Origin of the sequence: Muricoccus nepalensis (assembly GCF_006438825.1) — a bacterium.
Lineage (GTDB): Bacteria > Pseudomonadota > Alphaproteobacteria > Acetobacterales > Acetobacteraceae > Roseomonas > Roseomonas nepalensis.
Genome location: NZ_RCZP01000002.1, coordinates 14,881 through 35,556 on the forward strand (window position 1 = coordinate 14,881; position 20,676 = coordinate 35,556).

The following is a 20,676-nucleotide window of genomic DNA, read 5'->3' on the forward strand; positions in this document are numbered from 1 at the left end:
GGGGCTTCCGCCGGGGGAGGGGACGCATGATCGTCGAGGAGCGGATCTACACGCTGCAGGCCGGGCAGGCCGCCGCCTATGTCGCGGCCTACGAGGCTGAGGGGATGGCCATCCAGAAGCCCATCCTCGGCCGGATGGTCGGCTACTACACGACGGAGTTCGGCCCCCTGAACCAGGTGGTCCATCTCTGGGCCTATGAGAGCCTTGCCGAGCGCACGGAGCGCCGCGCCCACCTCCTCGCCGATCCCGCCTGGAAAGCCTACGCGGCGAAGGTCCGCCCGATGGTGGTGACGCAGGAGAACAAGCTTCTCACCCCCGCGCCCTTCCTGCGCGTCACCTGGCAGGACTAGGCGCGCTCCGGCCGGATCCACCAGCGGAAGGCGCGGGAGGCGCCGGGCTCCAGCAGGGTGATCCCCGGCTTGCCCGCGAAGTCCCCGTCCCAGCCGAGCGGCGGCGTGGTGCCCGACCAGGGCTCCAGGCAGAGGAAGGCCGCGCCGCCCGGCTTCGACCAGAGGCCGAGGTCCCCGTAGCCCTCCCACCCCATCTCCAGCGCCGCCCCCGGTCCCTCGTAGCGGAGGCGGCGGCCCGAAAAGTCTGGCAGCACGATCGCGTCGGCGTCAAAGAGGCCCTGGTGCAGCGGCAGGCTTCCCCCGGCGAGGGGGATGGTCTCCGTGGCGTCCAGCAGCCCGCCGCTCAGCCGCCGCGCGGAAAGGGCCGGCAGGTCCAGCCCCGGGAAGCGGACCGCGTGACCCTCCGCCGAGGCCGCGCCCGGCAGCGGCCAGGCGAAGGCGGGGTGGGCGCCGAGGCTGAAGGGCAGGGGCGCCGCGCCAGGGTTGGACACCGTGGCCGTGCAGGACAGCGTCCCGTCCGCCACCGCCCACTCGAGGTCGAGCACGAAGGGGAAGGGATAGGCCGCGCGCGTCGCCTCGTCGTCCACCAGCCGCAGCGCGCAGCCCGCCTCCCCCCGCGCGCGCCAGGTGAAAGCCCGGTCCCGCGCGAAGCCGTGCTGGGTGAGGCGGTGCTCGCGCCCCCCGTGGCGCAGCACGTCGCCCGGCAGGCGGCCGACGAGGGGGAACAGCACCGGCGCGTGCCGCGGCCAGGCCGGGCCGGCCTGCCAGAGCCACTCCCCGCCCGCGCCGTCCCGCACCGAGCTCAGCTCCGCGCCGGCGGCGGAGACGGTGGCGGCGAGGCGGGAATCGCCGAAGCGGTGCGTGTCGGTCATGCCCAGGGGATGGGATGCCGGCCCGGCCGACGCAACCCAAGAGCCCCCGCGCGCGTCCCTGTCACAAAGGGCGCCGCGCGCCCGACGGAGACGCCATGCTGCACGTCCTGCCCGCCGGCTTCGGCCGCCTCCTCTCCCGGATGCGGCCGGGCATCAACGCGCTGCTCTTCGCGGGGGTGAACGTGCCGGCGGTGATCGAGGTGAGCAGCCCCGCCTTCGTGCAGGGCGGCGCCATCCCCGCCCTCTACACGGCGGACGGCGCGGGGCTGTCGCCGCCGATCGCCTGGCGCGGCCTGCCGGTGGAGGCGGCGGCGCTGATGCTGGTGGTGGAGGACGCGGACAGCCCGACGCCGCGGCCGCTGGTCCACGCCATCGCGACGCGCCTGCCGATGGCGGCGTCTGGCCTCGCCGCCGGCGACCTGCCGGGCTTGCCGGGACTGGGAATGGGGAGGAACTCGTACCTGCGGGCCGACTGGCTACCGCCGGACCCGCCACCGGGCCACGGGCCGCACCGCTACGCGTTCCAGGTCTTCGCCCTCCGCAAGCGGCCGGAAGGGCTGGGGGAGCGCCCCGGACGCGGCGCCTTGCGGGCCGCGCTGGGGCAGGGGGTGATCGCGAAAGGGTGCCTGATCGGCACCTACGCGCGACCGGCCGCGCGGAACGGGGTCCGCGCCGGCCTTCGCCCCGGTCGTTCGCTCAGCCGAGGATCTCGCTGACGATCTGGCGGATCTCCGCCTCGGTCAGGCCCAGCGGGGCGGGGTGGGGAAGGGGGGCCGGCTGGCGCTTGGCCTGACGGTCCACAGGGGTATGCATCATCACTCTACTTGCTTCTCTTCTTGGCCCGGGCGGCGTCATGGCGTCGCCGGGGCTGTTCGTGGGCCGTGCCATCATCCCTCCCGCATGGGGCAGGGATGGGTCGGTCCGGTGACACGGCCGTGACGCAGCCCGAACTTCCCGGGAGCAGCGGCCGTGGTTGAGGGAACCTTGGGGTTGCCCTCGGTGGTTCCAGTCGAAGAATAGCGCCGGGCGGGTGAACAAACCGTGTTCAACGGCCCGGCTCTCGCGAGGAAGGGGCGCCGCCGGCCTCCCGGCCCTGCCACGCCCCGTCCGAACCGGCACGGGGTGTTGCTCCCCGCGCCCCGACCCCTTGCGTCGAGCCCTGGAGGCTCAGCCCATCTGGAGGTTGGAGGCGGACATCTTGCCCTTGGGGTCCTTCTGGACCTCGAAGGAGAGCTTGTCGCCCTCGTTCAGGCCCCGCAGGCCCGCCCGGGTGACGTCCGAGATGTGGACGAACACGTCCTTGGTGCCATCATCCGGCTGGATGAAGCCGTAGCCCTTGGTCGCGTTGAACCACTTCACGGTTCCGGTCGGCATCGATCGCGTGTCTTTCGAGTGGAGGTTGCCTCGCGGGCCGGCCCCGACGAGGAGCCAGGAACCGGCGGAGAGACGGGCCCGGTCGCCCCTTGGGAGGGCGAGGAAAGCGGTCCGAACCAGCGTGGCAAGGGGAAGGTGGGGCCCGGATGAACGGATTGCAACCACTACCGCCGGGGGGCCATCTTTTGATGGCGACAGGACCGGCCCGACATGCCGCGGGCCGCGCCCGCCCGTTCCGCCGGCCGCCGCCCCATCCCGGTCTTCTCCCGAAAACCTCCTCTTTTCCCTGGCCTTTGACGGGCGAAGCCTTCATATAGCGGCCCGCCGGGTTGGGCCGAGAAGGTCCCGCCCGCCCTCCGCGTATGCGGTGGGCTGACAGGAACGGCCACGCCGCGGCGTTTCCGGCCACATGGACCCCGTTGCGTAGCGCCCTGCGCACGGACCCCATGCCGCCCGAAGCGCCGGGGACACCCAGCCCGAAGCGCGGGCGCGGGCGCGCGCAGAGACCCTTCATCCCATCCGTGTCGCAACACCGTCCCGCCAGGCAATCCGGCCCGGCGGGGCCGACAGGATGCACGCATGTTCGACAACTACTACCGCAAGGACATCGAGTGGGGCGGCAAGACGCTGACCCTCGAGACCGGCAAGGTGGCCCGCCAGGCCGACGGCGCCGTGATGGCCCGCCTCGGCGACACCATCGTCCTCTGCACCGTGGTCGGCGCCCGCAACGTCAAGCCGGGCCAGGACTTCTTCCCCCTCACCGTCAACTACCAGGAGAAGGCCTTCGCGGCCGGCAAGATCCCGGGCGGCTTCTTCAAGCGCGAGGGCCGTCCCTCCGAGAACGAGACCCTCGTCTCCCGCCTGATCGACCGCCCGATCCGCCCGCTCTTCCCGGAGGGCTTCCGCAACGAGGTCCAGGTGGTCGCGACCGTGCTGTCGCACGACCTCGAGAACAACCCGGACGTGGTGGCCATGGTCGGCTGCTCCGCGGCACTGACCATCTCGGGCATCCCCTTCTTCGGCCCGATCGCCGGCGCCCGCGTGGGCTATGCCGGGGGTGAGTACATCCTCAACCCGACGATGGAGCAGGTGAAGACGAGCGAGCTCGACCTCTTCGTCGCCGGCACCGCCGAGGGCGTGCTGATGGTGGAGTCCGAGGCCAAGGAGCTCTCCGAGGCCGTGATGCTCGGCGCCGTCGAGTTCGGCCACAAGTCCTTCCAGCCGGTCATCCAGGGCATCATCGAGCTCGCCGAGCGCGCCGCCAAGGAGCCCTGGCCGCTGACCGAGGCCTCCGACGCCGAGCGCGCGCTGAAGGCCCGCATCGCCGAGCTCGGCACCGCCGAGATGACCGAGGCCTACAAGGAGACGGTCAAGCAGTCCCGCTACGCCAAGGTCGGCGCGGTGAAGAAGGCGATTGCCGAGAAGCTGGAGGCCGAGGGCTACGACGCCGCCGCCGCCAAGGGCCTGATGAAGGGCCTCGAGGCCGACGTGGTGCGCAACACCATCCTCGACACCGGCATCCGCATCGACGGACGCGACACCAAGACCGTGCGCCCGATCGTGGCCGAGGTCGGCGTGCTGCCCCGCGCCCACGGCTCCTCGCTCTTCACCCGCGGCGAGACGCAGGCCTTCTGCGTGGCGACGCTGGGCACCGGCCAGGACGAGCAGATCATCGACGCGCTGGCGGGCGAGTACCGCGAGAGCTTCATGCTGCACTACAACTTCCCTCCCTACTCGGTGGGCGAGACGGGCCGCATGGGCTCCCCCGGCCGCCGCGAGATCGGCCACGGCAAGCTCGCCTGGCGCGCCATCCGCCCGCTGCTGCCCGAGAAGGACAAGTTCCCCTACACCATCCGCGTGGTGTCGGAGATCACCGAGAGCAACGGCTCCTCCTCCATGGCCACCGTCTGCGGCACCTCGCTGTCGCTGATGGACGCGGGCGCGCCGCTCAAGCGCCCCTGCGCCGGCATCGCCATGGGCCTCATCAAGGAGGAGAAGGGCTTCGCCGTGCTGTCCGACATCCTCGGCGACGAGGACCACCTCGGCGACATGGACTTCAAGGTCGCGGGCTCCGAGCAGGGCATCACCGCGCTGCAGATGGACATCAAGATCACGTCCATCACCTTCGAGATCATGCGGATCGCGCTCGACCAGGCGAAGGACGGCCGCATCCACATCCTCGGCGAGATGGCCAAGGGCCTCTCGGGCTCGCGCGGCGAGGTGGCGGCCACCGCCCCCCGCATCACCGTGATCCAGGTGCCCAAGGACAAGATCCGCGAGGTCATCGGGACCGGCGGCAAGGTGATCCGCGAGATCGTCGAGCAGACCGGCACGAAGATCGACATCGAGGATGACGGCACGATCAAGATCGCGTCCAGCAGCCCCGAGGCGACCCAGGCCGCCATCGACCGGATCAAGGGCATCACGGCCGAGGCCGAGGTGGGCGCGATCTACAACGGCACCGTCGTGAAGGTCGCCGACTTCGGCGCCTTCGTGAACTTCCTCGGCGCCAAGGACGGCCTCGTCCACATCTCCGAGCTCGCCCAGGACCGCGTGGCCCGCACGGGCGACATCGTCTCGGTCGGCGACAAGGTGAAGGTGAAGGTCATCGGCTTCGACGACCGCGGCAAGGTGAAGCTGTCCATGCGGACGGTGGACCAGGCCTCGGGCGCCGACATCAGCGAGCAGGTGGGCGCCAAGCGCCCGCGCGCCGACGGCGAGCCCGAGGGCGGCGACCGCGGGGGCGAGCGCGGCCCCCGCCGCGAGCGCGAGGGCTTCCGGGGCGGCGACCGCGGTCCCCGCCGCCGCGAGGACTAGGTGAAACCAGGGGGCGGAGCCGAGGGTTCTGCCCCCTGAAAAGATCGCCCGGCGCGGCCCGGAGGACTGTTCCATTCCTCCGGGCCGCGCCATATGGGCCACTCCCCTTAACCCATGTTTCTCCCCGTTCCAGGAACACCCCGGCTGTGAAGGCGATCAACACCATCCGCATGGGCGGTGCCGACGTTCTCCCCCTCGTGGAGGGTGGCAAGGGCGTTTCGGCCTCCAACGGCGCATCGGCCGGCAACTGGGCCGCCGAGGGCGGCGTGGGCACCTTCTCCGCGGTGAACGCGGACAGCTACGACGCCGAGGGGCGGATCATCCCCCAGGAGTACCACGGCCGCACGCGGCGCGAGCGGCACGAGGAGCTGGTGGCCTACGGCATCGCCGGCGGCATCGCGCAGGCGCGCGAGGCCTATGAGCGCTCGAACGGCAAGGGCCGCGTCCACGCCAACATCCTCTGGGAGATGGGCGGCGCGGAGCGCGTCGCGCGCGGGATGCTCGAGGGGGCCCGCGGCCTCATCAGCGGCATCACCTGCGGCGCCGGCATGCCCTATCGCCTCGCCGACATCGCCCGGGAGTACCGGGTCCACATCTACCCCATCGTCTCCTCCTCCCGCGCCTTCGCGGCGCTGTGGAAGCGCGCCTACTCCAAGGCCAGCGAGTGGCTGGGCGGTGTGGTCTACGAGGACCCCTGGCTGGCCGGCGGCCACAATGGCCTGTCCAACTCCGAGAACCCGCGCGTGCCGGAGGACCCCTTCCCCCGCGTGCTGAAGCTGCGCCAGCAGATGCGCGAGTTCGGCCTCGGCGACGTGCCGATCATCATGGCCGGCGGCGTCTGGTGGCTGGAGGAGTGGCAGGACTGGCTCGACAACCCCGAGCTCGGCCCCATCGCCTTCCAGTTCGGCACCCGCCCGCTGGTGACGCGCGAGAGCCCGATCCCGGACGCCTGGAAGCAGCGCCTGCTGACGCTCAAGCCCGGCGACGTGTCGCTGCAGAACTTCTCGCCCACCGGCTTCTACTCCAGCGCGGTCCGCAACGACTTCCTGCGCGAGCTGGAGGGCCGCAGCCACCGCCAAGTGGCCTACACGGCGCAGCCGATCGGCGAGCACTCCGCGACCTACGGCGTGGGGCCGCGCAAGCGCCCCGTCTACCTCGTGCCCGCCGACCTCGAGCACGTCCGCCAGTGGGAGGCCGAGGGCCACACGGAGGCGCTGCGCACGCCCGACGACACGCTCGTCTTCGTGACGCCCGAGACCAGCCGCCAGATCGTGGCCGACCAGGTCGCCTGCATGGGCTGCCTCTCCCAGTGCCGCTTCTCCAACTGGGCGCAGCACACGGACGACCACTCCAACGGCAAGAAGGCCGACCCGCGCTCCTTCTGCATCCAGAAGACGCTGCAGGACATCGGCCACGGCGGCGACCCCGAGCACAACCTCATGTTCGCCGGCCACAACGCCTTCCGCTTCGCGCAGGACCCCTTCTACTCCAACGGGTTCATCCCGACGGTGAAGGAGCTCGTCGGCCGGATCATGACCGGCCGCTGAGCTGGTTCACTGGTCTGGCGCCCGGCCGAAGGCCCGGCCCCCGGAAGGGGGCCGGGCCTTCCTCATTCCGTGATGCCGCGCGCCCGCGCCGCCCGATGACATTCCGCCGGACGGAAGCCTAGTTTCGCCGCGACAGGGGCCCTTGGCGGGCCCGGACGGGAACAGGCGATGCTCGAACTCACCATCAACGGCCAGGCGCGGCAGGTGGACGCCGAGGGCGACACCCCGCTGCTCTGGGTGCTGCGCGACACGCTCGGCATGACCGGCACGAAGTACGGCTGCGGCATCGCGCAGTGCGGCGCCTGCACGGTGCTGGTGGACGGCAACGCCACCCGCTCCTGCGTCACCCCCGCCGAGAGCGTGGTCGGCGCGCAGGTCACGACCATCGAGGCGATGGAGACCGACCCCGTCGGCACGAAGGTCGTCGAGGCCTGGCTGGCCGGCCAGGTCGCCCAGTGCGGCTACTGCCAGTCCGGCCAGGTCATGGCCGCGACCGCCCTGCTGAAGGCGACGCCGAAGCCGACCGACGAGGACATCGCGGCGGCCATGACAAATCTCTGCCGCTGCGGCACCTACAACGCCATCGCCGCCGCCGTGCGGCAGGCCGCGACGGCCTGAGCGGGGACCGCACCATGGACGGCATGATCCCCCCGACCGACGCCCGGCCCGGCACCCCCGTCTCCATCGCCGAGGGCCGCGTCGCGAACCTCTCCCGCCGCGGGCTCCTCGGCGCCGGCGCGGGCGCGCTGCTGCTCGGCACGCTGGCGAGCGCCCGCCCGGCCCGCGCGCAGGGCGAGGGCCTGGCCGCCGCCGCGCCGCGCCCCGGCACCCAGGTCGCGGCCTTCCTCGAGATCCGCGGCGACGGCACGGTGCGGCTCCTCTCGCCCTTCGTGGAGGGCGGGCAGGGCATCGCGACCGCCATGGCGCAGATCGTCGGCGAGGAGCTGGACGTCGAGCCCGCGAACTTCATCGTGGACTGCGCGCCGCCCGGCGCGGACTACCTCGTGGTGAACGGCAAGCGCCTGACCGGCGGCAGCCTCTCCGTCCGCTCGAGCTACGACACCATGCGCCAGCTCGGCGCCACCGCGCGCAACATGCTCGTGCGCGCCGCCGCCGCGCGGCTCGACGTGCCCGAGGGCGAGCTGGCGACCGAGCCCGGCCGCGTGGTCCACAAGGCCTCCGGCCGCGCCCTCGCCTATGGCGAGCTGGCCGAGGCCGCGATGAAGCTCCGCCCGAGCGAGGTCGCAGCCCTGCGCGACCCCGCCACCTTCCGCTGGATCGGCAAGCCGGTCCCGCGGTTGGACGCGCGGGACAAGTCCACGGGGCGCGCGAAGTACGGCATCGACCTGACGGTGGAGGGCATGCTCCAGGCCTCCGTCGTCCACGCCCCGCGCCTCGGCCAGGAGCCGGACGTGCTGGCGAACGAGGCCGAGGTGCGGGCCATGCCCGGCGTGCACTCCGTCCACCGCCTGCCCGGCGCCGTCGCCGTGCTGGCCGATAGCTGGTGGCGCGCGCGCAAGGCCTCCGAGGCGCTGGACGTGACCTGGAAGGAGGGGCGGCACGACCGCGCGCTGCCCGCCGACTTCTCCTCGGCCGGCATGCTCGCGGCGCTCCGGGCGGAGAAGGGGGCCGGCAGCCCGGCGGAGGAGAGCGGCGACCTCGCCGCCGCCTTCGCGGGCGCGGCCAGGACCATCGAGGCCGAGTACGACGCCCCCTACCTCGCCCACGCGCAGCTCGAGCCCCCCTCGACCATCGCGCGCTTCAACGGCGACGGCACGCTCGAGCTCTGGATGCCCAACCAGGCGCCCGAAATGTTCCAGGCGGTCATCGCCCGGATCAGCGGCCTCGACGCGGCAAAGGTGAAGATCCACTCGCCCATCCTCGGCGGCTTCTTCGGCCGCCACTTCCTCTACGACGCGGCCGCGCCCTACCCGCAGGCGATCGCGCTGGCGAAGGCCACGGGCCGCCCCGTGAAGGTGATCTGGAAGCGCGAGGAGGAGTTCCTGCGCGACGGCCTCCGCCCCATGGGCTTCGTGCGCTTCAAGGGCGCGGTGGGCGCGGACGGCATGCCCGTGGCGCTGCAGGCCGCGGCCGTGGGGGAGGGGCCCATCGGCCGCTACTTCACCCCCAACGAGGCCGTCGATTCCTCGATGGTGGAGGGCATCGCCGGCAAGCCCTACGCGATCGGCGCGAAGCGGGTGGACTGCGTGAAGGTGGCCCAGCCGCCGGTCATCGCCTTCTGGCGCTCGGTCGGCCACTCGATGAACGACTTCTTCTACGAGTCCTTCCTCGACGAGCTGGCCGCGGCCGGCGGCAAGGACCCCTACGAGATGCGCCTCGCGATGCTCAAGGACAGCCCGCGCCACGCGACGCTGCTGCGGGCGGTGGCCGAGCTCTCGGGCGGCTGGAAGCGCGGACCCTTCGAGGCCGAGGGCGTCCGTCGCGCGCGCGGCGTCGCCATGGCCTCCCCCTTCGGCTCGGAGGTGGCGACCATCGCCGAGGTCTCGATCACGGACGGCGAGATCCAGGTCCACGACCTCTGGATCGCGATCGACCCCGGCCGCGCGGTGAACCCCGCGATGATCGAGGCCCAGGTGCGCTCCGCCGCCGCCATCGGCCTCTCCTCCTCGCTGCTGGAGGAGGTGGTCTACGAGAACGGGGAGCCGCAGGCGCGGAACTTCGACGCCTACACCATCCTGCCTCATGCCCGGATGCCCCGGGTGCACGTGCGGGTGGTGGAGAGCGGGGCGGCGCTCGGCGGCGTGGGGGAGCCGGGCGTTCCCGGCGTGCCGCCGGCCGTCGCCAACGCGGTCGCGGCCCTGACGGGGCAGCGGATCCGCAGCCTGCCCATGGCCAAGACCCGGCTCGGCTCCGCTTAGCTAACGATCCGGTTATTCTTTCTAACTGCTTGCCGGCCGGGGGAGGATTACTCCCCCGGCCGGTCCGTCAGCACGGCCTCGACCGCGCGGGCGACGGCGAGCAGCCGGCGGTCCCCGCCGTGCTCGCCGGTCAGCATCAGCCCGACCGGTTCCTCGCCCTCGGCGTGGCAGGGAAGGCTGATCGAGCAGCGGTCGAGGAAGTTCGCGACCGCGGTGTTCCGCAGCAGCAGCAGGTTGACGCGGTTGAAAGCCTCCGCCGCTGCCAGCTCCGCGATGGCGGGGGGCGTGAGGGGGCAGGTGGGGGCGACGATGGCGTCGAAGGGCGCGGTGCGGGGCGCCGTCGCCGCGATGATGCGCGCGCGCTCCGCCATCAGCGCGATGAGGTCGGCCGCGGACATGGCGGCGCCACGCTCGATGCGGGCGAGGATCAGCGGGTCGTAGAGGTCGCGCGCGCGGCCGATGAGGTCGCGGTGCAGCGCCCAGGCCTCGGCCGCCGCGAAGCCGCCGGTCGCGTTGGCGGCCGGGATCTCCGCGATCTCGGGCAGCGCCACGTCGATCAGCCGCGCGCCCGCCGCCTCCAGCCGCCGCAGCGCGCGCTGGAAGGCCGCGGTGACGGGCGGCGCGACGCCGTCGAAGAGGTAGGTCGCGCTCGGCACGCCGAGGCGGAGCCCGTCCAGCGCGGCGGCGGGGGGAGGGGAGGCGTCCTCCTCGCCGGCCATCACCGCGTCGAGCACCGCGCAGCAGGCGGCGCTGGGCGCCAGCGGCCCGATGCTGTCGAGGGTGGAGGAGAGCGGGAAGGCGCCCGCCAGCGGCACGCGGCGCGCGGTGGGCTTGAAGCCCGCGATGCCGCAGAGCGCCGCCGGCACGCGGCACGACCCACCCGTGTCGGAGCCGATCGCCCCGAGCCCCATGCCATCAGCGACGGCGACGGCGGCGCCCGAGGAGGAGCCGCCGGGCGCGCGGCCCGTGGCGCGGTCGTGCGGCGCGCGCGGGGTGCCGTGGTGCGGGTTCAGCCCCGTGCCGGAGAAGGCGAACTCGACCATGTTCGTGCGGCCGAGCACGACGAAGCCCGCGCGCTCCAGCCGCGCGATGGCCGGCGCGGTGGCCGCGGCCGGCGGCGCGTCCCGGCGCGCGACCGAGCCGGCGCGGGTCGTGACGCCCGCCTGGTCGAAGAGGTCCTTGATGCTGATCGGGATGCCCGCGTAGGGCCCGGGCGCGCGGCCCACCCGGCGCAGCGCGTCCATCGCGCCCGCCGCCGCCCGCGCCGCCTCCGCCTGCACGGCGACGAAGGCGCGCGCGCCCTCCCCGGCGGGGTCGGAAATCCGCGCGAGCGCGTCCTCCACGAGGCGCGCGGCGGTGGTCGTGCCCGCCGCCAGGGCGCGGGCGGCGGCGTCGATTGTCATCATTCCCCGATGATGCGGCGTGCATGCGGGGGCCGCAATGCCGGCGGCGTTGACAGGAACGGGTTGCCCGAAGCAGGTTGGTGATAACCAGAGGGTTACCCGCGAGGAACCCGCGCGCTATCGGGAGATTGTCCATGACCATCCACACGCCGCTGCGGGTCCCCTTCGGGGCGCCGCGCCGCGCCGTCCTCCTCGGCGCGCTGGCGGCTCCCTTCCTCGGCGGCCGCGCCTCCGCGCAGACGGTCACGCTCCGCTCGGCCGACGTCCACCCGGACGGCTACCCGACCGTCGAGGCCGTGAAGTTCATGAGCAAGCAGGTCGAGGAGCGCTCGGGCGGGCGGCTGCGCATCCAGGTCTTCGGCTCGCGCCAGCTCGGCGAGGAGAAGGACACGCTGGAGCAGACGCGCTTCGGGGTGATCGACCTCAACCGCGTGAACTCGGCCAGCCTCAACTCCCTCATCCCCGAGACGGTGATCCCCGGCCTGCCCTTCCTGTTCCGGGACGAGGCGCACATGCACCGGGTGCTGGACGGCGCGATCGGCGACGACATCCTGTCCGGCGCCGCGCGGCACAACCTGATTCCGCTCGGCTACTACGACAGCGGCGCGCGCAGCTTCTACACGCGGGCGAAGGCGATCCACGAGCCCGGCGACCTGCGCGGCCAGAAGATCCGCGTCCAGGCCTCGGACATGTGGGTGGCGATGATGCGCGCCTTCGGGGCGAACCCCACCCCGCTGCCGACCGGCGAGGTCTACTCGGCGCTGCAGACGGGCGTGGTGGACGGGGCGGAGAACAACTACCCCTCCTACCAGTCCTTCCGGCACTTCGAGGTGGCGAAGTTCTACTCCGTCTCCGAGCACTCGATGGCGCCGGAGGTGCTGGTCATGGCCAAGCGCTCCTACGACCGGCTGCCGAAGGAGCTGCAGGACATCCTGCGCCAGGCCGCGAAGGACAGCGTGCCCGAGATGCGGCGGATGTGGCAGGCCCGCAGCGAGGAGGCCAAGGCGGCCGTCATCGCGGCCGGCGCCCAGATCAACACGATGGACAAGGGCCCCTTCGAGCGCGCCATGGGCCCGGTCTACGACCGCTTCGTGAGCGACGCCCGCATGAAGGGCATCGTCTCCCGCATCCGCGAGTCGGCCTGACCGTGCTCGCCAGCACGCAGCGCGGCCTCTCCGCCGCGCTGGACGCCGTCTGCCGCGTCACCCTCTTCGTCGCGGCCTTTGCCCTGCTGGCGATGGTCGCGGTGGTGGCCTACGCCGTCTTCGGGCGCTTCGTGCTGAACGACACGCCGTCCTGGGCGGAATCGGCGGCCATGATGCTCATGGCCTGGACCATCATGGGGGCGGCGGCCGTCGGCGTGCGCGAGGGCTTCCACATGGGCTTCGACACGCTCAAGGCCCTGCTGCCCGCGCCGCTCGAGCGGGCCTGCGACATCGTCTCCGACCTCTGCATCACCGCCTTCGGCGTCGGCATGGCCTGGTTCACCGGGGAGCTGGCGCTGGAGGTGTCCGACACGACGCTGCCGACGATCGGGCTGAGCGGCGCGGTGGAGTACCTGCCGCTGATCCTCGGCGGGGTGCTGATCACTCTCTTCGGCGTCGAGCGCCTTCTCGCCCACGCGGCGGGGCTGCGGGCGCCGGCGGACATGCACCCCAAACCCATCCTGACCGACGCCTGACGCCGCCCGCGGCGCGGAAGAGAGCACCCCCATGGATATCGCGGTCCTGCTCGGCAGCTTCACGCTGCTGCTGCTGATCGGCACGCCCGTCGCCTTCGCGCTCGGCATCGCCGCCTTCGTCACGGTGCTCTGGATGGACCTGCCGGCCATCGTGGTGTTCCAGCAGATCGCCTCCGGCATGAACATCTTCTCGATGCTGGCGATCCCCTTCTTCATCTTCGCCGGCGACCTGATGATGCGCGGGCAGATCGCGGACCGGCTGGTGGCGCTGGCCTCGGCCATGGTCGGGCACCTGCGGGGTGGGCTTGGCCAAGTGAACGTGGTGGCGGCGACGCTCTTCGGCGGCGTCTCGGGCTCGGCGGTGGCGGACGCCTCGGCGATCGGCGGCGTGATGATCCCGCAGATGCGCGCCCGCGGCTACGCGCCGGACTACGCGGTGAACGTGACCGCCAACGCGGCGCTGATCGACCTGCTGATCCCGCCCTCGCACAACATGATCCTCTACGTCATCGCGGCGGGCGGCGCGATCTCGGTGGCGGACCTCTTCACGGCCGGGCTCATCCCGGGCCTGCTGCTGATGCTGGCGATCATGTTCGTCGCCTGGCTGGTCGCGGTGCGCCGGGGCTACCCGCGGGAGGCCTTCCCGGGCTGGTGGGCGCTGCTGCGCCTCGCGGTCGGCGCCATCCCGGGGCTGATGCTCATCGTCATCATCTTCGCCGGCGTCCGCTCGGGCATCTTCACCGCGACCGAGAGCGCCTGCGTCGCGGTCATCTACGCCCTGCTGATCATCGGCTTCGTCTATCGCAGCCTCACCTGGGAGGCCTTCAAGGAGGCGGTGCTGGGCGCCTGCCGGACCACGGGCATGGTGCTGCTGATCATCGGCACGGCCTCCGCCTTCGGCTGGCTGATGGCGCTGATGCAGGTGCCGGTGGCCGCGGTCGCGATGATGAAGAGCATCACCTCCGACCCGCTGGCCATGCTGCTGCTGATCAACGTCGTGCTGCTCGTCCTCGGCACCTTCATGGACATGGCGCCGCTGATCATGATCGGCACGCCGGTCTTCCTGCCGGTGGCCGTCGCGGCCGGGATGGACCCGGTGCAGTTCGGGATCGTGCTCATCCTCAACCTCGGGATCGGGCTGATCACCCCGCCCGTGGGCCCGCTGCTCTTCGTCGCCTGCGCGGTGGGCAAGGTCTCGATGTGGGAGGCGACGCGGACGAGCGCCCCCTTCTACATCGCCAGCTTTGTGGTTCTGATGGCCGTGACCTACATTCCCTGGATCTCCCTCTGGCTCCCGTCCGTCTTCCACTGAGGCCCTCATGACCGACAAGACACGCCCCGTCCTGCTGACCGGGGCGTCCGGCAACCTTGGCCGCGCCCTCGCCCCCGCGCTGGCGGCGGCCGGCTACCGGCTTCGCCTGACCGACATCTCCCCCTTCCCAGACGCGCTGCCGGAGGGCGCCGCCTTCACGAAGGCCGACCTGAACGACGGCCCGACGATCCTGCGCCTGGCGGAGGGCTGCCAGGCGATCCTCCATTTCGGCGGCATCAGCACGGAGCAGCCCTTCGAGGTCGTGCTCGGCCCGAACATCCGCGGCCTCTACCACGTCTACGAGGCGGCGCGACGGGAGCGGGCGCGGGTGCTCTTCGCGAGCAGCAACCACGCGATCGGCTTCCACGAGCGGCCCGCCGGCAACGGCGAGCTCCTGGACGCCGACTGCGCCTTCCGGCCCGACAGCTTCTACGGCCTCTCCAAGGCCTATGGGGAGCTGATGGGGCGGCTCTACTGGGACAAGCACGGGGTGGAGAACCTCAACCTGCGCATCGGCTCCTCCTTCCCCGAGCCGGCCGACGCGCGGATGCTGTCCACCTGGCTGTCCTACGCGGACCTCGCTCGGCTGATGGAGCGGTTCCTGGCGGCACCGCGGATCGGCCACGCGGTGGTCTGGGGCGCCTCGAAGAACCCCGCGACCTACTGGGGCGCGGACCACCGCGACCGCATCGGCTGGGAGCCCGAGGACACGGCCGAGAGCTTCCGCGGGAAGGTCGGCGGCAAGGTCTCGGGCGACCCCGTGACCGAGCGCTACCAGGGCGGCGGCTACACGGCCATGGACTACACGCGCGACAAGCCCTCGCCGAAGGACGCCTTCTCGCTGGACTGAGGGGATGCTCGGGATCGAGGGCGGCGGCTGGCGCGCCACGCTGCTCCCGTCGCGCGGCGGGGCCCTCGCGAGCCTGAGCCACGCGGGGAGCGACGTGCTTCTCCCGCTGCCCGAGGGCGCCGATCCCAACGACACCTGGGCCGGCGCCTTCGTCATGCTGCCCTGGACGAACCGGATCGACGAGGGGCGGCTGCCGCACCCGGGCGGCGTCGCGCGCTTCCCCTGCAACCGCGTGGCCGAGCGCACCGCGCTGCACGGCCTTTCGCGCGAGCACGGCTGGGAGGTGGAGGACGCCTCGGCGGGCCGCGCGGTGCTCGTGCAGCGGCTCGACCTCGCGCCCTTCCGCTACGTCGCCCGGCTGGAGGTGCGGCTGGGGGAGGCCTTCTCCCTCGTGCTCACGGTCACGAACGACGGGGCGGAGGGCATGCCCTTCGGCACGGGGTGGCACCCCTTCTTCGTGCGGCCCGAGGGCACGCGGCTCGCCTTCCGCGCGACGGGCGCGATCGAGCGCGACGCGCGGAACCTTCCCGTCGGCCTCGCGCCCTCGGCGGGGCTGGAGGGCGGGGAGGAGGCCTTCGCCGGGCAGGACACCCACTTCACGGGCTGGGACGGGACGGTGCGGCTCGACCTCGGCGCGCGGGCCTTCGCGCTGCGCGGCGAGGGCGCCTGGTCGCGCAACCTGCAGGTCTTCGCGCCGAGGGGCGCGGGCGTGATCTGCGCGGAGCCCGTAAGCCACGTGCCGGACGTGGTGAACCGCCCCGCCTTCGCGCCGCTCGGCGACATGCGCCGCCTCGCGCGTGGCGCGGCGATCACGGGGGGCGTCGCGCTGCTGCCGCTGGTGTGATGCAACCGGCAACCTTTGGGATTCGCGCCGCGTTCGGCAGCGGATTGCGGAGAGGTGGAACATGGCTTCCGGCACGGCGCGAAAGACGGATCCGAAGCTCTGGGAGAAGGTAAAGGCGCGCGTCACGCGCGGCACCAAGGGCGGCGACGCCGGGGAATGGTCCGCGCGCAAGGCGCAGCTCGCCGTGGCCGAGTACAAGAAGGCCGGCGGCGGCTACGAGGGCGGCAAGAAGGCCGACAACCATCTCTCGCAGTGGACGAAGGAGGAGTGGGGCACGAAGTCGGGCCGCGAGAGCGGCAAGACCGGCGAGCGCTACCTTCCGAAGAAGGCGCGCGAGGGGCTGAGCGACGACGAGTACGCGCGCACGACGGCGGCGAAGCGGCGCGACACCGCGAAGGGCAAGCAGTTCTCCGCCCAGCCCGCGGACGTCGCGCGCAAGACCGCGACGGCGCGGGACACGGGCAAGCCCGCGGCGAAGCGGGCGGCGACGAAGGACGCGCCCGCCAAGGCGGCGCCGCGGCGTGCCCCGGCCGCGCGGAAGACGGCCACCAAGGCGGCGGCCAAGGCGCCTGGGCGCGCCGCCCCCGGCACGGCCGGCAAGACGGCGGCGCGCAAGCCCGCCGCCGCGAAGCGGGCCGCCCCGGCCCGCAAGGCCGCCGCGGAGAAGGCGCCCGCCCGCAAGGCGCCGGCCCGGAAGACGCCCGCCCGGAAGACGGCGGCGAAGGCCGCGCCGAAGGCGCCCGCCAAGCGCGCGCCCGCCTCCCGCGCCGCGAAGGCGCCCGCCAAGGCTCCGGCGCGCCGGGCCGCCCCCTCACCTCGTCCAGCGAAGGGAAAGACCAAGTGAGCGACGACACTCCCGATCCGCAGGAGGTCCTGCGCGCCTTCCGCGAGGCGGTGAACATGGAGCCCGGCGCGCTGCGCGACTGGCTCGGCACGGAGGAGAGCCGCGCGGTCGGCTTCGTGCACGAGGGCGAGGCTGAATCGGTCGGGCACGAGATGGGCGAGCACATCGTCCGCCTTCTCGAGAACCCGCCGGAGGATCCCTCGGAGGAGGACCTCGCGCGGATGCGGAAGGTGGTGGGCTACGTGCACCGCCACATGGCGCAGGGCCCGCAGGACGACGTCGAGCACTCGCGCTGGCGCTACAGCCTGATGAACTGGGGGCACGATCCCCTGAAGGGCGGCGCGTCCGGGAAGGCCGCGCCGCGCCGCCGGGCCGCCGCGCGCAAGCCGGCCGTGCGCAAGCCCGTCGCGCGCGAGACGGCGGCGCGGAAGACCGCTTCCCGATCGACTGCCGCGCGCCCGGCGCCCGCGCGCAAGGCCGCCGCGCCGGAACCGGCCGAGCGCCCCGCCGGCCGTGGCACGGCGCGGAAGGCGGCCAGGGCCAAGGCGACGGCTGGCAAGACGACGGCGGGCAAGGCAGCGACCGGCCGCGCCGCCGGGACCAAGGCGGCCCCCGCCAAGGCGCCGACCAGGCGGGCGACGGGCGCCAAGGCCGCGCCCGCGCGCGCCTCGGCGGCGCGGGGTTCCACGGCCAAGGCGGCGGGCACGAAGGCCCCTGCCGCGCGCGCGAAGGCGCCGGCGGGGAAGGCCGCGGCGGAGTCGCGGGCCGCGTCCTCCGCGCGCGGGGCGGCGAAGCCGGCGGCGCGCCGCGCGGCGGCCAAGCCCGCCGCGAAGACGGCGCCGCGCGGCGCCTCGGCCAAGGCGCCGGCCCGGTCCAAGGCCGCCGCGCCCAAGGCGACGGCATCCAAGGCAGCYGCGTCCAGGGCGACCGCGCCCAAGGCGCGCGGTACCGCGAAGGCGCCCGCCGCCCGGCCGCGCGCGGGGGCCGCGCCGCGCCGGACGCCGCCGCGCAAGCCGCCCACCCGCCGCTCCTGAGGCGCGCGCCCGGGTTCCAACCGGGCGCGGCGCGGCGCAGGATGGGGCGATGCAACGCGCGCTTGTCCTCGGGGCCGGGATCATGGGCCTCTCCGCCGCCTGGGCGCTGGAGGCGGCGGGCCACGCGGTGACGGTCGTCGAGGCGGAGGCGGTGCCCAACCCGCGCGGCGCCTCGGTGGACGACCACCGCCTCATCCGCCACGCCTACGGGGCCGCGGCCGGCTACACGCGCATGGTGGACGAGGCCTACGCGGTCTGGGAGGACCTCTTCGACGCCCTTGGCGAGCGGCCCTATGTCGAGACGGGGGTGCTCGCCCTCGCCGGCGGCGCCGCGGCGGAAGGGGACTGGTTCGGCGCCAGCCGGCACGCCCTGCTCGGGCGGGGGATGGCCGCCGAGGACCTCCAGCCGGGCGCGCTGGAGGTGCGGTTTCCTTGGTTGCGCGGGGAGGGGCTGGCGGAGGGCTTCCACGCCCCGCGGGGCGGCGTGCTGCTCGCGCGCCGGATCGTCGCGTCGCTGGCCCGGCACCTCGAGGGGCGCGGCGTCGCCTTCCGGCGGGCGCGGGCGACCGGCGTCGATCCCACCCGCGCGCGCCTAGCCCTCTCCGACGGCGCGGCGGTCGAGGGCGACCTCCTGGTCGTGGCCGCGGGACCCTGGGCGCCGCGGCTGCTGCCCGGCCTCGCCGGCCGCGTCACGCCCTCGCGCCAGGTGGTGGTCTACTTGGAGCCACCCCCGGCGCATCGCGAGGCCTGGGCGCGGGCGCCGATGGTGCTCGACCTTTCGGAGACCGGGGGCTTCTACGCCGTGCCGCCGGTCGCGGGCACGGGGCTCAAGATCGGCGACCACCGCTTCTCGCTCCGGGGCGACGCGGAGGACCCGCGGGAGGTCACCCCGGCGGAGCGCGACGCCATCCTCGCCCTCGCCCTGCCGCGGCTGCGCGACGCCGCCTCCTACCGGGTGACGGCGGCGCGGGCCTGCTACTACGACGTGGCGGAGGGGGAGCGCTTCGTGGTGGAGCCCTTGTCGCCGCGCTGCGTGGTGATGAGCGGCTTCTCCGGCCACGGCTTCAAGTTCGGCCCGCTGCTCGGCCGCGCCGTGGCGGCCGCGCTCGGCGACCCCGCCCGCATGGCGGCGCTGCCGGGCTGGGCGGCGGGCGGCCCCGACGAGATCCGATTCCCGCAGCGATCACAGGAGGACGTCAGCGCATGATGATGCCGCCCGCCGAGGCCCTGGCCTTCGCCCTCACCCGCCTGCACGACCTGCCGGCGCTCTCGGCCCGGCTCGGCACGCCGCTCGAGGCCGGGGACATCGCGGCGATCCTGGAGGAGGCCGCGCGCTTCGCCGAGGAGCGCATCGCGCCCGGCCGCGTCGAGGCCGACCGCACGGGCTGCGCGCTGGAGAACGGGGTGGTGCGCACGCCCCCCGGCTACGCGGCGCTGCTGGAGGAGTGGCGCGCCGCGGGCTGGCAGGGAGTGGCCGCGCCCGAGGCGCATGGCGGACAGGGCCTGCCCCACGCCATGCTGACCTCGGTCTTCGAGCTCGCGACCTCCGCCGACATGTCCTTCGCGCTGATGCCCATGCTGACCGCGGGCGCGATCGAGCTGCTGGTGCACCACGCGAGCGAGGACCAGGCGGCGCGGCTGCTGCCGCCGCTCGTCTCCGCCGCCTGGAACGGCACCATGTGCCTGACCGAGCCGCAGGCGGGGAGCGACCTCTCCTCCATCCGCACGCGCGCCGTGCCGGACGGGGCGGGCGGCTACCGGATCAGCGGGCAGAAGATCTACATCACCTGGGGCGAGAACGACCTCGCGGAGAACACGCTCCACTTCGTCCTCGCGCGGCTGCCGGACGCGCCGGCGGGGTCGCGCGGGATCTCGCTCTTTGCCTGCCCGAAGGTGCTGCCCGACGGGCGGCGCAACGCGCTCCGCTGCGGGGGGATCGAGCGCAAGCCGGGCATCCACGCCTGCCCGACCTGCACGATGATCTTCGAGGAGGCCGAGGGGGAGCTGGTGGGCGAGCCGCACCGGGGCCTGGCCGCCATGTTCTCGATGATGAACGCGGCGCGCCTCGCGGTGGGGGTCGAGGGGGTGGGCCAGTGCGCCCGCGCGACGCTGCTGGCCGAGGCCTACGCGGCGGACCGCGTGCAGGGCGGGCGGCCGATCGCGGAATACCCGGACGTGGCCCGGATGCTGTCGGAGATGCGGGCCGTGACCCACGCGGCGCGCCTCCTCTCGCTCGACGCCGCCGTCTGCATCGACCGAGCGCGGGCGGGGGAGGCGGGGGCCGAGGGGCGGCTCGCGCTGCTGACCCCTATCGTGAAGGCCTGGTGCACCGAGCGCGGCGTGGAGGTCGCGAGCCTCGGCATCCAGGTCCATGGCGGCGCCGGCTACGTCGAGGATTCCGGGGCGGCGCAGCTCTGGCGGGACGCGCGGATCGCGCCGATCTACGAGGGGACGAACGGCATCCAGGCGATGGACCTGCTGGTGCGGAAGCTGCCGCGGGCCCTGCCGGAGTTCCTCGCGCTGGTGGAGGAGGCGGGGGCCTCCGATCCAGCCCTGCGCGGCCCGGCGGAGGCGCTGGCGCGCGCGGCCCGGCACCTGGCCGCGGCCTCCCCGGAGGAGGCCGGCGCGGCGGCCGCGCCCTTCCTTGACGCCGCGGGCTGGGTGCTCGGCGGCGGCTGGCTGGCTCGCGCGGCGGCGATCGAGCCGGCGCTGGCGGCGGACGGCGCCTTCTTCCTCCGGCGCCTGCTGCCCCGGGCCGGCGCGCGGCTGGAGGAGGCGCTCGCCGGGGAGATGGCGCCCGCTTGAACGGCCCCTCCCTTCGCAACTGGCGCGCAACCTGCTCCAACGGCATCTTGCGCGCGCGCCTTCC

Annotated in this window: 18 protein-coding genes; 15 read left to right on the forward strand and 3 right to left on the reverse strand. The window is 73.7% G+C overall.

Annotated elements, in window-relative coordinates:
* The first annotated feature begins 26 nt into the window (after positions 1-26).
* The gene (locus EAH89_RS02345) at positions 27-350 is read left to right on the forward strand and encodes an NIPSNAP family protein (RefSeq protein ID WP_140881181.1); all 324 of its coding nucleotides are present in this window, start codon (positions 27-29) and stop codon (positions 348-350) included.
* Here the strand turns inward: EAH89_RS02345 and EAH89_RS02350 are convergent.
* Positions 347-1,222, reverse strand: a complete 876-nt coding sequence (locus tag EAH89_RS02350) for an aldose 1-epimerase family protein (protein ID WP_140881182.1) — start codon at positions 1,220-1,222, stop codon at positions 347-349. The genes EAH89_RS02345 and EAH89_RS02350 overlap by 4 nt on opposite strands.
* A 95-nt stretch (positions 1,223-1,317) precedes the next feature.
* Between EAH89_RS02350 and EAH89_RS02355 the strand changes: the two genes are divergently transcribed.
* Complete coding sequence (locus EAH89_RS02355; RefSeq protein ID WP_140881183.1) at positions 1,318-1,938, forward strand: YbhB/YbcL family Raf kinase inhibitor-like protein; 621 nt, start codon at positions 1,318-1,320, stop codon at positions 1,936-1,938.
* Positions 1,939-2,389: 451 nt separating this feature from the next.
* Here the strand turns inward: EAH89_RS02355 and EAH89_RS02360 are convergent, their stop codons facing one another.
* The gene (locus tag EAH89_RS02360; RefSeq protein WP_140881184.1) at positions 2,390-2,596 is read right to left on the reverse strand and encodes a cold-shock protein; all 207 of its coding nucleotides are present in this window, start codon (positions 2,594-2,596) and stop codon (positions 2,390-2,392) included.
* A gap of 579 nt (positions 2,597-3,175) precedes the next feature.
* Here EAH89_RS02360 and pnp point away from each other — a divergent pair.
* From pnp to EAH89_RS02380, 4 genes are all read left to right on the forward strand, one after another.
* Positions 3,176-5,413, forward strand: coding sequence for a polyribonucleotide nucleotidyltransferase (gene pnp / locus EAH89_RS02365; protein WP_140881185.1), 2,238 nt, complete (start codon positions 3,176-3,178; stop codon positions 5,411-5,413).
* 146 nt (positions 5,414-5,559) lie between these two features.
* Positions 5,560-6,960 (forward strand): NAD(P)H-dependent flavin oxidoreductase, encoded by a 1,401-nt coding sequence (locus EAH89_RS02370; protein ID WP_140881186.1) that lies wholly within the window; start codon positions 5,560-5,562, stop codon positions 6,958-6,960.
* Between the two features lie 168 nt (positions 6,961-7,128).
* Positions 7,129-7,578: a (2Fe-2S)-binding protein gene (locus tag EAH89_RS02375; protein ID WP_140881187.1), complete on the forward strand. Its 450-nt coding sequence runs from the start codon at positions 7,129-7,131 to the stop codon at positions 7,576-7,578.
* A gap of 14 nt (positions 7,579-7,592) precedes the next feature.
* Positions 7,593-9,839 (forward strand): xanthine dehydrogenase family protein molybdopterin-binding subunit, encoded by a 2,247-nt coding sequence (locus tag EAH89_RS02380; protein WP_140881188.1) that lies wholly within the window; start codon positions 7,593-7,595, stop codon positions 9,837-9,839.
* A gap of 47 nt (positions 9,840-9,886) precedes the next feature.
* Here the strand turns inward: EAH89_RS02380 and EAH89_RS02385 are convergent, their stop codons facing one another.
* Positions 9,887-11,245, reverse strand: a complete 1,359-nt coding sequence (locus EAH89_RS02385) for an amidase (protein ID WP_140881189.1) — start codon at positions 11,243-11,245, stop codon at positions 9,887-9,889.
* Positions 11,246-11,376: 131 nt separating this feature from the next.
* On the opposite strand from EAH89_RS02385, the gene EAH89_RS02390 reads away from it, so the two are divergent.
* The 9 genes from EAH89_RS02390 (at position 11,377) to EAH89_RS02425 (ending at position 20,612) form a co-directional block, all read left to right on the forward strand.
* On the forward strand, positions 11,377-12,387 hold the full coding sequence (locus EAH89_RS02390; protein ID WP_140881190.1) for a TRAP transporter substrate-binding protein: 1,011 nt from the start codon (positions 11,377-11,379) through the stop codon (positions 12,385-12,387).
* A gap of 2 nt (positions 12,388-12,389) precedes the next feature.
* Positions 12,390-12,923 (forward strand): TRAP transporter small permease, encoded by a 534-nt coding sequence (locus tag EAH89_RS02395; protein ID WP_206667428.1) that lies wholly within the window; start codon positions 12,390-12,392, stop codon positions 12,921-12,923.
* 31 nt (positions 12,924-12,954) lie between these two features.
* Entirely contained in the window at positions 12,955-14,235 is a 1,281-nt protein-coding gene (locus tag EAH89_RS02400) for a TRAP transporter large permease (protein WP_140881191.1), read from the forward strand.
* Positions 14,236-14,242: 7 nt separating this feature from the next.
* Positions 14,243-15,085, forward strand: a complete 843-nt coding sequence (locus EAH89_RS02405; RefSeq protein ID WP_140881192.1) for an NAD-dependent epimerase/dehydratase family protein — start codon at positions 14,243-14,245, stop codon at positions 15,083-15,085.
* A gap of 4 nt (positions 15,086-15,089) precedes the next feature.
* Positions 15,090-15,929: an aldose epimerase family protein gene (locus EAH89_RS02410; protein ID WP_140881193.1), complete on the forward strand. Its 840-nt coding sequence runs from the start codon at positions 15,090-15,092 to the stop codon at positions 15,927-15,929.
* A 61-nt stretch (positions 15,930-15,990) separates the two neighbouring features.
* Positions 15,991-16,773, forward strand: a complete 783-nt coding sequence (locus EAH89_RS32105) for a hypothetical protein (RefSeq protein WP_206667429.1) — start codon at positions 15,991-15,993, stop codon at positions 16,771-16,773.
* Positions 16,770-17,807 carry a DUF3140 domain-containing protein gene (locus EAH89_RS32415; protein ID WP_241666823.1) on the forward strand — a complete coding sequence of 346 codons (1,038 nt, stop codon included), beginning with the start codon at positions 16,770-16,772 and terminating at the stop codon, positions 17,805-17,807. Before EAH89_RS32105 ends, EAH89_RS32415 begins: the two co-directional genes overlap by 4 nt.
* Before the next feature lie 49 nt (positions 17,808-17,856).
* Positions 17,857-19,014, forward strand: coding sequence for an FAD-dependent oxidoreductase (locus tag EAH89_RS02420; protein WP_140881194.1), 1,158 nt, complete (start codon positions 17,857-17,859; stop codon positions 19,012-19,014).
* A complete protein-coding gene (locus tag EAH89_RS02425; protein ID WP_140881195.1) occupies positions 19,011-20,612 on the forward strand; it encodes an acyl-CoA dehydrogenase family protein in 1,602 nt (533 codons plus the stop codon). The genes EAH89_RS02420 and EAH89_RS02425 overlap by 4 nt, the downstream gene beginning before the upstream one ends.
* The last annotated feature ends 64 nt before the right edge of the window (positions 20,613-20,676 follow it).